At 58.5% G+C, this 13,850-nt stretch carries 12 protein-coding genes; 4 read left to right on the forward strand and 8 right to left on the reverse strand.

Annotated elements, in window-relative coordinates:
• Positions 1–51: 51 nt before the first annotated feature.
• The gene (gene metE, locus I6F37_RS34300) at positions 52–2,397 is read left to right on the forward strand and encodes a 5-methyltetrahydropteroyltriglutamate--homocysteine S-methyltransferase (protein WP_225130918.1); all 2,346 of its coding nucleotides are present in this window, start codon (positions 52–54) and stop codon (positions 2,395–2,397) included.
• Between the two features lie 1,263 nt (positions 2,398–3,660).
• On the opposite strand, the gene I6F37_RS34305 is transcribed toward metE, so the two are convergent.
• The 5 genes from I6F37_RS34305 to I6F37_RS34320 all read right to left on the reverse strand — a co-directional run bounded on the left by I6F37_RS34305 (position 3,661) and on the right by I6F37_RS34320 (position 7,389).
• Positions 3,661–4,260 carry a hemerythrin domain-containing protein gene (locus I6F37_RS34305; RefSeq protein ID WP_225130916.1) on the reverse strand — a complete coding sequence of 200 codons (600 nt, stop codon included), beginning with the start codon at positions 4,258–4,260 and terminating at the stop codon, positions 3,661–3,663.
• 1,006 nt (positions 4,261–5,266) lie between these two features.
• A complete protein-coding gene (gene fixJ, locus I6F37_RS34310) occupies positions 5,267–5,869 on the reverse strand; it encodes a response regulator FixJ (protein WP_225130913.1) in 603 nt (200 codons plus the stop codon).
• Positions 5,870–6,318: 449 nt separating this feature from the next.
• Positions 6,319–6,447: a hypothetical protein gene (locus tag I6F37_RS45650; RefSeq protein ID WP_275945328.1), complete on the reverse strand. Its 129-nt coding sequence runs from the start codon at positions 6,445–6,447 to the stop codon at positions 6,319–6,321.
• Between the two features lie 123 nt (positions 6,448–6,570).
• Entirely contained in the window at positions 6,571–6,813 is a 243-nt protein-coding gene (locus I6F37_RS34315) for a hypothetical protein (RefSeq protein WP_225130911.1), read from the reverse strand.
• A 237-nt stretch (positions 6,814–7,050) separates the two neighbouring features.
• A complete protein-coding gene (locus tag I6F37_RS34320; RefSeq protein ID WP_225130909.1) occupies positions 7,051–7,389 on the reverse strand; it encodes a hypothetical protein in 339 nt (112 codons plus the stop codon).
• Between the two features lie 906 nt (positions 7,390–8,295).
• Here I6F37_RS34320 and I6F37_RS34325 point away from each other — a divergent pair.
• Positions 8,296–8,514, forward strand: coding sequence for a hypothetical protein (locus I6F37_RS34325; protein ID WP_225130907.1), 219 nt, complete (start codon positions 8,296–8,298; stop codon positions 8,512–8,514).
• A 433-nt stretch (positions 8,515–8,947) separates the two neighbouring features.
• On the opposite strand, the gene I6F37_RS34330 is transcribed toward I6F37_RS34325, so the two are convergent.
• Positions 8,948–9,277, reverse strand: a complete 330-nt coding sequence (locus tag I6F37_RS34330) for a hypothetical protein (RefSeq protein ID WP_225130906.1) — start codon at positions 9,275–9,277, stop codon at positions 8,948–8,950.
• Between the two features lie 111 nt (positions 9,278–9,388).
• On the opposite strand from I6F37_RS34330, the gene I6F37_RS34335 reads away from it, so the two are divergent.
• A complete protein-coding gene (locus I6F37_RS34335; protein ID WP_225130904.1) occupies positions 9,389–9,721 on the forward strand; it encodes a hypothetical protein in 333 nt (110 codons plus the stop codon).
• A gap of 656 nt (positions 9,722–10,377) precedes the next feature.
• Positions 10,378–10,563, forward strand: a complete 186-nt coding sequence (locus I6F37_RS34340; protein WP_225130902.1) for a hypothetical protein — start codon at positions 10,378–10,380, stop codon at positions 10,561–10,563.
• 757 nt (positions 10,564–11,320) lie between these two features.
• Here I6F37_RS34340 and I6F37_RS34345 read toward each other — a convergent pair.
• A complete protein-coding gene (locus tag I6F37_RS34345; RefSeq protein WP_225130900.1) occupies positions 11,321–12,520 on the reverse strand; it encodes an IS256 family transposase in 1,200 nt (399 codons plus the stop codon).
• A gap of 286 nt (positions 12,521–12,806) precedes the next feature.
• The gene (locus tag I6F37_RS34350; protein ID WP_225152236.1) at positions 12,807–13,184 is read right to left on the reverse strand and encodes a MarR family transcriptional regulator; all 378 of its coding nucleotides are present in this window, start codon (positions 13,182–13,184) and stop codon (positions 12,807–12,809) included.
• Between the last annotated feature and the right edge of the window lie 666 nt (positions 13,185–13,850).

Here is a 13,850-nt window from a genome sequence, read left to right on the forward strand (position 1 = left end):
TTCCCCTGCCTGCGTCCGCCATGGCCTTTGCCCCCAACATGGGTTAACGCTATGTCTCTTCTCTCCCTCCCTGTTGCCACGCTCGGAACGCCACGCATCGGTCCAAGGCGCGAGCTCAAAGTCGCTCTAGAAAGCTACTGGGCCGGAAAAAGCAGCGAACAGCAGCTGCTCGAGGACGCAGCTGGCCTGCGTGCCGCGAATTGGGCCCGTCAGAAATCTATCGGCGTCACGGTCATTCCATCGAACGATTTCTCGCTGTATGACCAGGTGCTCGACACAAGTGTCATGGTTGGCGCCATCCCGGAGATCTACGCCTCGAAAGCCGAATCCGTTTCGCTCAAGACATACTTCGCCATGGCCCGCGGTTCACAATGCGACGACCAGGAAGCGAGTTGCGGTCACGGACCGCGCGGATTTGGCGCACCCGCGCAGGAGATGACCAAGTGGTTCGACACCAACTATCACTATATGGTCCCCGAGTTTCACAGGGGACAGACTTTCAGGCTATGCTCTCGCAAGCCGATCGAGGAGTATGAGGAAGCCAAGGCCCTTGGCTTTCAGACCCGCCCCGTCCTGATCGGGCCGGTCACATTCCTAAAGCTCGGCAAGAGTCCCGATCCCACGTTCCAGCCACTCTCACTGCTGGATGAACTGATACCGCCCTATATCGAGGTTATGCAGGAATTGGCCAAACGTGGGGCAAATTGGGTTCAGTTCGACGAGCCCAGCCTAGTTCTTGATCTGGATGAGGGGACGCGAAAATCTTTGCGACATGCCTATGACCGGCTCGCCAAGGAGGGGCCGGCGATCAAGCTCATGGTTGCCAGCTATTTCGGCGACCTCGGCGACAATCTGGACACCGCCTTGAGCCTGCCAGTTGCCGGGCTGCACCTCGATCTGGTTCGAGCGCCACAGTTGTTGCACCAGATCATCGCTGGCGGCCGAAGTGATCTCGTCATGTCGCTCGGTGTCGTCGACGGTCGGAATGTATGGCGGTCGAATTTGTCGTCGCTGCGCCAGCGGCTCGAACCCGCGATTGCGAAGCTCGGCAAGGATCGTGTACAGATCGCCCCATCCTGCTCGCTGCTTCATGTGCCGGTCGATGTTGAACTCGAGACCGGCCTCGCTTCCGACGTCAAGAGCTGGCTTGCTTTCTCGGTCCAGAAGATGCGGGAGCTTGCGATCCTAGCGCGTGCACTCGCAGGCGACCAGAATGTTGCGTTAGCTCTTGCCGAGTCGGAAGGTGCCGCGACTGTCCGCCGGACTTCGCCGAAAATCCGTGATGCCAATGTCGCTGTCCGGATGAGAGCGATCGACCAGACCATGTGTCGGCGCGCGAGCCCATTTGCCCGTCGGGCCGAGATCCAAAGCAATCGATTCGGACTACCGGCTTTTCCTACCACGACGATCGGATCATTTCCGCAGACCACAGAGATCCGGAATGCCCGTGCGGCGCATGCGCGAGGTGCGATAAGCGACGAGCAATACGACAAGTTCCTCAAGGAGGAGACTGCGCGCGCCGTACGTTGGCAGGAGGACATCGGTCTTGACGTCCTCGTGCACGGCGAGTTTGAGCGCAATGACATGGTGCAGTACTTCGGCGAGCAACTCGCCGGCTTCGTATTTACCAAGAGCGGATGGGTGCAGTCCTACGGCTCGCGCTGCGTCAGGCCACCGATCCTGTTTGGCGATGTAGCACGGCCGAAGCCTATCACCGTGGACTGGTGGCGCTACGCGCAATCACTAACAAGGAAGCCGATGAAAGCGATGTTGACCGGACCGGTGACGATCTTGAACTGGTCCTTTGTTCGGGATGATATTCCCAGAAGCGAGGTCTGCCGCCAGATTGCGCTCGCGATCCGAGACGAAGTCCGCGATCTCGAGAATGCTGGTGCGACCATGATCCAGATCGACGAAGCTGCAGTCCGCGAAGGATTGCCGTTGCGTCGATCGGAGTGGGCGGCTTATCTCGACTGGGCCGTCGATTGCTTCCGCATCTGTTCATCGGGCGTCGCCGATCAAACGCAAATTCATACGCATATGTGCTACTCGGAGTTCAACGACATCATTGGTGCGATCGCTGCAATGGACGCGGATGTCATCTCGATCGAGACATCGCGCTCGAAAATGGAACTACTCGACGCGTTCAGGAACTACGAATATCCAAATCAGATCGGGCCGGGCGTGTACGACATCCACTCTCCACGCGTTCCCGAGACGAGCGAAATGAAGGAGCTGATGGTGTTGGCTCGGACGCGGCTGCAGGATTCGCAGCTCTGGATCAATCCAGACTGCGGCCTGAAGACGCGCAAATGGGAGGAGGTTCGGCCAGCGCTAGCGAACATGGTCACTGCCGCCCGCGAACTGCGCGCTGCATTCGATCCGCGAGGCCGTTGATCCGGGCTTCGGTCTCTTTTCGACAAAGCTGATCCGCTTGTGGTCATTTGCGCGGGAGCCTTAGGAACATAAAAAATGCCCCGCCCCGCTTAGCGGGCCGGGCGAAAGTCTGGGAGGAGCGAAGCTGACGCATTCGCGCGGACTTCCATCGGCGAAGCCGCCAGTTCGATCACGGCGAGGACATTCGCCGAAAATCTGAGCCGAGTTGAAGCACAAGATCAGCGTAGCTCAATTATGCCGTGGTATGCGACCGTATAGCCTGAGAGTTAGAATCTACACCAAGGTTTGTCGCTCATGAGCACGTCGGCACGATTACGACAGCAGCGAGGGGGCATGCCGGGCGGTCGCCGCAGGACAGCAAACTCGGTGCGCTTTCCTGCCTGGAGCCTTATGTTCGATCAGGGCGACGTAAGCCCGGCTCCATGGATCTCGCAAGCTTATCCAATGCATAAGCGGTTGCTAAATTTGAACCTTGCTTAAGGCAGTCCTTGGTCGACCGGTTCCACCCGATAGTCGGGTTTCGGCTTGGGCGCTGAGGAGCACCCTATCGGCACCGCGGCATCATCAAGCTCGTGACACCCTCCGCATGGTCCGCTCATAGATCTCAAACAGAGGTTTCTGGACCTGATTACGGAGTGTCGCCGATGCCTATGGCCGCTCCAAGGCCAATGGGAGGGCATGCTGCACGCCGCATACACGTATGTAGGATCGCGTGAAGCGGTCACGCGTCAGGAACGAGCATCATTTACGATGCGGATCCCCATAGGTTGTTGAAATCCAATTGCGCCAGAACTGGTCGTGGCGATCCACGTCCAGCGCCTTGCTGTTGGTGCTGAACGTACCCGGGACTGGCAGTGCCTCGCATTCGCGTGCAGTGAGTAGGACCGGCTGCGGCCGGATGTCTCAGAGCGTATGGGGCGGGGCTCAAGGAGTGGGTGCTTCGCCGCACCCGCGCGGCGGCAATCGTCCGTCCTCATCGGTCGGCGGACACGAGAGGCGTCCGTTTCGCGCGATATCACTGCGCAACTGACAGACCTGCGAGGTTTACATTGTGGTGCCGGAACCAGAGCTCAGCTAGGCTCCGCCATGCTGTTTGCGCCGGTGGTCGAGGAAGCGATCACGTTGCGCAGAAGCCATTTTGGGGGGGGGCGGCAGCCTACGTGCCCGCGAGCACCCCCATTTTCTTTCGACAGAATGAGCATGAGGTCCACTTCCTGCTGTCAAACGGCCGCGTCAATACGGCCCGTCCGTCTCGGCGCTGTGTCACGGATTGCCGGCCTTGGCGGACGACAACGCGACCGAGCTCCGTTCGGCCTCAGCTTCTTGCTCCAATTGCAGAATATGCGCTCTTAGCGCATCGGAAGTCGCTGCCGCTGTCTCGCTGAACAGCGGATCTCCATCATTGGTGAGGGCGGAAGCGATTTCGGTCCAATCCTTAGCCGAGAGAGCCTTCAGAGCGGCGGGAAAGAAATCTCGTTCTTCCCACATCATGTGGTGCCGCTCGCGTACTATAAAGTCGCGTATGATATTGCCGACGTCTTGCCGAAAGAGGTCACGATCCGCGAGGATAGCGTCAATAGCTCGCGCGAAGTGGTGCAAACGGTCGACGACTTCCTGGTGTTCAAGCGCGAGATCGCCGACGATTGCAGCTGCCTCCGGATCGCGAGACTTGAGCTTGAAAAAAATCAAGTCTTCCTGTGGATGATGGTACACCTCGGGGTAAACCTCGAAATAGCTGATAATCGCGCGAATGACCTCATAATCGGGCCGGATCCCCTTCTCAAAAATCTCCAATTCGCGTTGAAGAGCGACCAGAAGAAGATCAATGTTGCGATGCTCTCGAAGCAGAAGATCGATGATCATTGCGGTGTTCCTGGAGGCACAATCTAGGCTGGAAGCGATTTCTGCCATTTGCAAGACTGCCCAAGCCGAATTCGGTGTCCTTCGCGGGGCTGCGATTTGTCCGCGCCATTCGACGCAAAAAGTAGCGCGCTTCAATTTGAGCTGGCGTAAATCAACTTAGCTGAAGTGTTGCACAAAGCTCCTGGGCAGTCCGTCGTTACGCAGCACGACCGCACAGCGCACGAAACCACCTGATAGAGGTATTGGGCTGCCTGGTCTTCGCGGTAGATCTCGCTATTGGGAGTGAGACGCTTCGGTCTCGGAATTATGCCAAATGGTTCACGACGATGAGGTCGCCCACGCAAGACGCTGGTCGGATGGCGTCTCGTCTCGCTAGAACTGGCGGCCTGGGCGTGCATGGCGGACCCTATCTTACCAACGTCGATTCGACGCAGATTGGCTGCTCCTGACGAATTGGAAATTTGGATGTTTTCCCTAGGTAGAAGCCCCTAAGTATTTACACGTAAGTCCATGAGCGGGGCGTGTATGGGGCGACGCGGTCACTTGGTTGCTCAAACATGCTCAAATCGGATTACGAAGCTGCATGCTGGCTTCGTCGGCCGCGCACTGCCGTACCCCTGAAGAGCTCCAGCCAGCCGAAACGTTGTCGTCCATCGCCACTTTCGGCTCGCCGCAGGAAGTCTTGTTCGGCGCCTTGACTTTGATCCTCGTCAGCATCGGTCGGCCGCGGAGGTGACGGGGCCGATGTTGACGGCATCCTGATCGATGTACGCTGGCGTGGTGACGTGCTTGATGATCATGCGATAAGTACGCATGTGGACCGAGTTGGGGTCTAGCCCGGATCATAGGTCTCGGCTCGCGTGACATATTGACCTGGCGCAACGGCCGGCCTGGGTGTGTTGCATCGGCAGGCGTCACCGAAAACATGATCGGCTCGGTGCGCGCGAAACCTGCCGTTCGTCAGCTTGATGCATGAATAAGCCATTCACGCTATTTTGCGCTGCTGCTAGAGTCCCGCGGTAATGGCGATCCGCATCAACTCGGACATGCTGCGGACATTAGTCTTGGCCATCAGGTTCGCACGGTAAACCTCGACTGTCCGCGGACTGATGCCGAGATCATGGGCTATCACTTTGTTAATCTTGCCGGCTAATAGTCCCTGCAGGACGTCGCGTTCGCGGGACGAGAGATCCGCGAGGCGGGCTTCCGCCTGCAGTTTCGCTGCGTCGGCTGGCTTTGTTGGCCGCGCTTCCAAAGCACTATTGATCGCACGCAATAGCACCTCCTCCTCGAACGGCTTCTCGATGAAGTCGACCGCACCCGCTTTCATCGCTTCCACTGCGAGCGATACGTCGCCATGACCAGTTATTAAGAGGACGGGGCAGTCGGCGCGATCGGCTTTCACTTTTCTGACGAGTTCGAGACCGCTCATAGCCGGCAGACAGATGTCTGACACAATGCAGTCAACCGGACCGCTTGCGACGTCATTGAGAAACGCGGTCGCCGTCTCATAGGTTGCTACGTAGAAACCATTAACATCAAGCAGAAACGCGAGCGAGTCCCGCATAGCGGCGTCATCGTCGATCACGAGAATGCGCCGCCCAGTCATGTGTCTTCACTAAGCTCCGCAATCGCGCGGTGAACTGAAAGATCCTGTCGCCGCCCGGATTCCTCGTGGCTCGATGATCGTCCAGCAGATCGATAGCCCCACACCCATGCCATGCGTGTTAGACGTGACAATGGGCTGGAACCGGCCGTCGCTGATGCAGAGCAGGGTAGCGAAGCTCCCCCAGTCCGCGGCCGCGGCGAAAGCGGGAAAAACGACCGGAAGGTAGATGATCGTGCCCGTGCGGTCCTGAAGATGCGGACTAACGCCCGTCGCAGCACGAGAGCCAACGCGGCGTCTGCCGCGCCAGGCCCATAGCCGTACCTGATGTGGTCCGACATGTTTCTGGCAGGCCCTCTCATTGATCAACTCTAAATTGTTTACCACGAGAGGCCACCCCGAGGCAGTCCCGGCCTCAACTCACGCCAATCTATTGCGCAGGATGGTCGCCGCTATCCGGGCCAGATGCGCCAGTGCGTCGGCTGCACGGCGACGCGTTCTCCGGTCTTTGCCTTAATCCAGCCGTCGAAGATCCGGCGGCAAGGAAAGACCACCCGGTGAATGGTGTTACCCTCGATCACGGCAATCTCCAGATCCCGATCAAAGGGCGGCGCAGTTTCGAGCCGCTCCCAGGTCAGGTCGCCACTAGATCCTGGACGGAGTTCATCGCTGCGGGCTGACAAATTCAGGCAACCTTCTGAACACTACGGACGAGATCGCTTGGTGTGCCGCGCGAACAGGCTCAACTCGGTATAACCTAGGCGGCGCGTGCTCTCGATGGGGTCGGCCGCGGCCGGGATTTTATCGGCCGTGGCGCCGTTGAACCTATCGTGCCGGGACATGATCCGCTCGCTAACCGAAATATTAGGATTGGCGCTGCGAAACAACTCCCGGGCTTCGGTCGAATCGATCTGAATCAGCTCAAGCCCGCGGCGGTTGGTATTCATCGCTGTTCTGCAGAAGTTAAACTGGACTGCGCTGCGACGATCTGGCCGGCGCCGCGACAAATGTCGCCGTAGTCTGTCATGCCGAAACATCCTCCGTTGGTGAAAATCTCCTTGTCCCACGACGTCAGCGCGGGGCGTTGGGTTGTGATGACGTCAGCCGCGCCCTTACGAGCGGAGCGGCATCCCCAATCGAGAACGGGAAGGCGCGGGAATTTTCTTGACACCATTCGGATGGGCCTAGTTGCGCTCGGCGCTGATCATCGCGCCCGTCCGCAGGTCGATGAAGTGGACGCCATCGCACGCAGCGCAGGTTATTCTGTGCAGGTCATCGGCACGCGGTTCGGGTGCGTCCGGCAGCAGTCCTTGAACTCGGTCGCCGGTATCTGGACATGAAAAGATGATGGGGCGCCAAGTCTTTCTGTCTGCCATGTGTGTGACCTTGGACTGGAAGCTCACTTCTATCAGTAGGCAGTCGCCGCAGAATTGATACAGGTCAAAAAGAGCTGATGCGCGTCCAAAACGGCCAAGCTCGAGCGGCTGCTGCGAGCCCGACAGGCCCGCGTTGGCAGGCGACATGTCTCAACTCGGGCGATCCGCCAGGGTCCCGCGTTGGTCTGCAACACGCCAGCGTGTAGCCGAGTTGATTTGAGGCGCATCCCTCGCGATGGGCCACGACAGCATCTGTCCTCAATGCTGCGATAGCCAGCAAGCAGATAGTCAATTGATCGCTCGCTTCGCATTGTCGGCAGCCTTGCCGGCGCTGATCCCAGATAATCTTTGGCGCTGAAGTCCGGAATCTTGGCCTTATCAAACGTTGGCTGCGACAAGCCTGATCATCGGCTTTGCTGTCGGGGCGGCAGGGCGGACCGTCAGAAGGTCGGGGCGGTTCGCCTCATTGGCCCGCGATCACGTGCGCGTAGTCTCGCCGTCGATAGTCCTGGCCGCCGGCACGCCTCAGAAATGCCTCTGCCCGGTCATTGGCGCAATGACCTGGTGTTTGCGGCAATGCCTCGTGAGACCACCAAATATCGCGTGTAAGGTTCGCGGCGTCTCGAGCCTCCATATTGCCAGCGGTTGAGTATGGGAGTTCAAGGTGCAAAATTGTAACGCTCCCCCGAGATCGCGATCGATAGAGATCAATAGCCGGCATCTCGGGCGTGACGGCGCATGCTGCTCTCGATCCTCTCTTCGAGACATTCCCCAATTCATCGTCACCCCAATTTGTTGGTCGAGGGCTTGAGCAGACCAGAAGACGCTGTCCCTCGGCTCAAACAGAGTGCGATCTGCAAAGCTAGACAGATAGAGATAGCGCGGCTTGCGGGACAACAGGAGCGCGCGGGCCGCGCTGCCAAAGTCTCGACTTTATCTCGACGGAGCAGCGGACAACCAAACCTCTTGGGGGTGCTGCTTGAGGCAGATCAAATACTCTTGAGGCGCCAATGGCAGGATGGTGGATAAGCAAACCCACAAGAAGAGGGGGCCATGCCTTCATTTAACGTTCGGTTCATTAAGACCGTTTGTGACGATACCGGTCACGAACATCGTGCCTGTCAGGCAGCGTTTAAGATCGATGCCGCCTCGCTAAGTGCTGCTGCACAGCAGGCGGAGACCGATTTCTGCAAGCAAAAGAGTGTCCGCGATTGGACAGTCTTCGCCGATGTGATCGAGCTTCGAACCCCGCCTGCATTGCCGCCGGCATAGGCTGGTTAGCTTGAGTTTGGCGAGAAGTCTGCGAATTGAGTTGTGGGGTCAATCTGTAATCTAAGCGTGATCCCGGACAGGGTCGTGTCGACCGTCGATTCGAGAGAACAACTGGTGATGCTTTCGTCAATTCGGCGGGCACCCTGTTGTCTCACCACACCTAAGCGGACCTCGCTGGACGGTTTGCCGCCTGCCGTTCAATGGGGTCTGCAGCGCTCCGCCAAGCATCGTACCGGCAGGGCCATCCGGATCGAAGGACCTGCTCCCACAAGTCGGTCTTGTTTGATCCAATGTCAAAAACAAGTCTGCCTCCGGCAGCTATGGCTGTTTCGAAGGGTTAGGCTTGGTTGTCCAATCTGCACACATATCCTTGACGGTTTAGACATCTCCTCAGCCGGTTACGCGCGGGCCTGTCCCAGACATCCGAACCGGCTTAGTTGAGCTCGCAGGACATCGATGCGATCGCACGTGACCTTAGTCTGTCCGTATCCGCCTTTCGAACCATGGCGCAAAGACCGGGCTCTCCTGAACTCTTGAGCAAGCGCCTCGCACTTGGCGGTGTTTCCGAGAATGCGCTTGCTGCCGCAATCGAGACTGCGATCTGCAACGCGTGTGTGGCCTGTGTCAGACCAAAGTCCGCTGCGCCGCCGACCTCGAGAGCCAACACCATGCAAGTCCGCTCAAAGACTGCCCGAACGAACAGACCCGGCGCGATCGGTCGTGAGATATCCTCCGGCTGCTCTTTCGCGATCATCTCGCTCAATCAGTTCCTCACCGAAGATCTTGACTCCTGAGCATGCCCGCATTCAAAGAAGGCCGATACAGGACAAGCCCATCGCCGCCTCGAAGTCCACGACATAGTGAAGCAGCCCTTATGTCTATATTCGCTGTTTCTGCCTACGTCTTCTTCTTTGCCGCAGCGATGGGACACGATCCGGCGTTTACGTTCTGCGTATTGCTGGCTTTCGTCGCCAGCCTGGCCGCCGCCGCCGTCGTCGTCCTCAATCGCCGCTATGAACCGCCGGCGCGACTACCCCCGGCGGAGATCAAAGTTCGGCCGAACTACAACTCGGTCCGATCAGATTCGCCTCAGCGACGGCGAGGTGGCCGCTGGATAAGGGAAATCAGTCTCAAAGGGCAAGGCGTGTTGCATCCAGACGCTCAACACAAAAGAGTGCGCTCCACCTGCTCGGGCGTATATTCGTGACAAGGGCGGCAATATTCTTAAAAACGCGGATGGTCATTATCGTGTCGATCTGACGAAGCCCCGATAAGTGGATACGTTAGCGACAATAAGGCGTGAGAAGCCTCCTGTGTTCTCGGCGATGCGGAGCACCTGAAGGAGAAGCGGGATTGCGCCATGCACCCTCAAGTGCGGCAACATCCGGAGAAAACTCGCGTAGAGTTCTTAATCGCGACTGTTGCTTCGATGTCACCAAATGTATGAACCCGCGATCTACGCTCGTGCCTGACGAGGGACGACATGTTTGATGTTTATTTGAACGGAAGGCGCGATCTTTTGGTCGTTCCGCGAGGCATTGCGATCCCCGCGGGGTTGGACGGCAATTGGAAGCGAAAGAAGCGGGCGGTGCGTTTAGTGAGCGATGCCATTCGCCAAGATGTCCAACGGCGCGGTTACCACCGACGTAGTTTGACCTCAAATCGGTCGGAGACGGCAGTTGAGACCTCGTCACAAACGTAGCCAAGGCGGCTATCTCCGCTGACCCTTTCTTCGAAACACTATGGGCAGAAAGCATGACCGAACTTATACGCTGGCGCGAGTTCCGATGAGTGCCTCTTTTTTACGGTCGTCGCTCCGAAAAAAATGTGTTACAGGCGCTCCTCTCAGAAGGAGCATTCATCGTGAAAAAAGCAACCAAGAAACGCGTTAAGCGGCGCGAGTGGACGAAGGCAGATATCAAAGAGCTCAAAGTCCATTCGAAGGCTCGGACCCCGGTCATAAAAATAGCAAAAATGACCAAACGCAGCGAAGGTGCGCTACGCCAGAAGGCCTTAAATCTCGGAATCGGACTCGGACATCAGCGGTAATTGTGAGCAACGCTGGCTAGTGGCCGGTAGGGCGGCTCGCGGGCCGCCCTCTTTGGCCATACAGACTTTGTCGCACATTAGCGTGGCCGACCCGCGCTGAGAGAAGTTTTCAGGCACGTACTGGATGCCTTCAATGTCGCGGAACGTGCTCCAGCGCTTTGATCAAGTTTCTTGGAAGGCGGTTTCGACAGCCGCTTGCGATGTATGATCGCGAGTGAAGAGATAGTCTTAGCCATAGCCCTGTCTCGAAGATAAAACCCCAAGACACTCGGCCCCGGAACGCATGCGATGGTGCCACTACGCCCAGTCCTTGGCGCGTTAGTTCGAGAAGCTGACCAGTCTCAGAGGAACTCCTGTAGGGGCCGAATCTAGCATCCGTTCGGCCAGCAGCTTCTTCAGCTTCGGCGAGGCAGTCTTGGCCGCGCTGGGCCGAACACATCGGCTGATCGCTTTAGCGAAATGGAAACAACTCGCGAATGGGGCATCCTCGAAGCTCGTGCCAGACTAAAGTTTGGGCGTAAGCGAACCTCGCCGAGCCTGTTGGCTAGCTCGAGCTCCGAGGCAATATGGCGCGCTCAACAGCAATTGAAAAAGCGCTCTGTTAGCTTGATAGGTGGCGGCGCGGCGGTTACATCCTGAACCCGTCATCACCTGAGCGCCCTCGGCGTTGTGAACGGACCACAACCACCTGATCGTGTCCCTGAGCGTGGTGTAACTGGCGGTGGGACACCGCGTTCGCCGGCAAGAGCCGGACTGGTCAGCTGGCGATGGCCGGGAGGCTGACGGTTGGATCATTACTCAACGGCGCGATGGTTTCCAGCGTCATGTAACGGGCGCGCTGGACGGCCCATTCATCGTTCTGTTCGAGCAGGATCGCGCCGATGAGGCGGACGATGGCCTCCTCATTGGGGAAGATGCCGACGACCTCGGTCCGGCGCTTGATCTCGCCGTTGAGGCGCTCGATCGGGTTGGTCGAGTGCAGCTTGGTGCGGTGCTGCGGCGGGAACGTCATGTAGGCCAGCACATCGGTCTCGGCCTCGTCGAGGAAGCCGGCGAGCTTGGGTAGCTTGGGGCGGAGCTGATCGGCGACCTTCCGCCATTGCGCTCGTGCGGCCTCGGCATCATCCTGGGCAAACGCAGTGGCGATGAAGGCGGAGACGACACGCCGTCCGCTTTTGCCGGCATGGGCCAGCGCGTTGCGCATGAAGTGCACGCGGCAGCGCTGCCAGGTGGCGTTGAGCACCTTGGCGACAGTCGCCTTGATGCCCTCGTGGGCGTCGGAGACGACCAGCTTGACGCCGCGCAGGCCGCGGCGGGCGAGCTTGCGCAGGAACGCCGTCCAGAATGTCTCGGCCTCCGAGGGACCAATGTCCATGCCGAGAACTTCGCGCCGGCCGTCGCTGTTGACGCCGACCGCGACGATCACCGCGACCGACACGATGCGCCCCTGCTGGCGCACCTTCACGTAGGTGGCGTCGATCCACAGATACGGCCAATCGCCCTCGATCGGGCGAGCGAGGAACGCCTTCACCTTGTCATCGATCTCCGCGCACAGCCGCGAGACCTGGCTCTTGGAGATGCCGCTCATGCCCATCGCCTGCACCAGATCGTCGACCGAGCGGGTCGAGACGCCCTGCACATAAGCTTCCTGCACCACGGCGGTGAGCGCCTTCTCGGCCATCCGGCGCGGCTCCAGAAAGCCGGGGAAGTAGGAGCCCTTGCGCAGCTTGGGAATGCGCAGCTCGACCGTGCCGGCGCGGGTCTCCCAGGTCCGGTCGCGGTAGCCGTTGCGCTGCGCCAGACGCTCGGGGCTCTTCTCGCCGTAGGCGGCCCCGGTCTGGCCTTCCACTTCCAGCTCCATCAGGCGCTGGGCAGCAAAGCCGATCATCTCGCGCAGCAGATCCGCATCAGGGGTCTTCTCCACGAGCGTGCGGAGGTTCATCATCTCATCGGTCATCGGTGGTTCCTCGAATCAGGTTGGTGTCAGCAACCCGACCCTACCGGCGAACTGCCGGTGACCACCGCAAAGCCGCCCGCCCGCTACGGCGCTATGGGAGGGCGCGCGTGCGGACGGCTTTGCTCTACCGAGCTACACCATCACTGGGGACACGACCCAACCACCTTCGACCGCGCTGCTTCAAAACATATTCGAAGGATGGGAGACTCATGTTAGCGAGCTCCATTTCTGACAGTCGTGCGTTTGATCTTCTGAACGCCAGAGCGGGCCCTTTCCAGGCGAAGCCTCACTGTAGCAGCCTTGGCAATGAACTCGCTTGATCGGTCAACGCCGCTTTCATCAAAAGCGAGCTCAACCAGGGCTGCCTGTCGTGGCTCCAAAGTCGGAGATGCTTGCGCGTTTTGGCCGTCAGCGACATCTGCCCGATCCGGGCATCGTCTGCGGAGGACTTATGCCGCAGCAAACCGTTTTTCTCTAGCAGCTTTGAGTGGGTTGTCACGAAGGAGGGGTCGACGAGCATCAATCGTGACACCAGGTTGACCGGTACACGCATTTCTTTGCCCAAATAGTTCACAGCCATCAGGATCGTCCACCGTGGCCGAGTGATGCCCAGCACATTTAATTTGGCAAGTTCTTCGACGCACGAATCGATCTGATCTCCCACATAAATGACCGGACAAGCTCGTCTCCGTCAGTAGAGATGCGGCCAAGCGCGCTTGCTGGATCAGGTAGATCCGGAGGCATCTTAAGTCAGGTTCCATCGTTTACAAGTCTCCTTGCGCCGATTAAGGGAGGGGCAACTCTCCAAGAGCAGGAAAATCAATTACTTGGTATAACTCGGAAGGATAGGCTGGCGAACAACAGGCTGGCCGGACTATGGAGTGTCTTGGCGGACCAAGGGCAGCATTCACGCTTGCGTCGGCAGCGATGCGCGCTGACAAGATTGCTGCACCTTGCCACGTGAGATGTCCGCGACATGGTCTGCTTCTTTGCCGAGCTCGCCGAGCCGTCCGCTCTTTTGCCGAACTTCTTTGGTGTATGCCGAGCATCAGCGAGGTTGCATGTCGCATTTACGTCTTCAATACCTCAGCAACAGGGAGCTGTGATTATACGTAATAACCTTCCCATGTGCCTTGGCGGTCTTCGGCAAACGTCTGTATAGTTCGTTCCAACCTTCCCATATCCGCAATCAATCTTCGTGTAGTTGAGCTGGCTCGTGACTTCGTTTCAACTGTCGAGTAATCGAGGACGCGATTGCGGTGTCTTTCTGTATCCAGCCGATCGATCGAACTGAACGGTTCTCAAGTCATGAGTGGCAGACAAAATTCTG

Origin of the sequence: Bradyrhizobium sp. NBAIM08 (genome assembly GCF_020193935.1) — a bacterium.
Taxonomy (GTDB): Bacteria; Pseudomonadota; Alphaproteobacteria; order Rhizobiales; family Xanthobacteraceae; genus Bradyrhizobium; species Bradyrhizobium yuanmingense.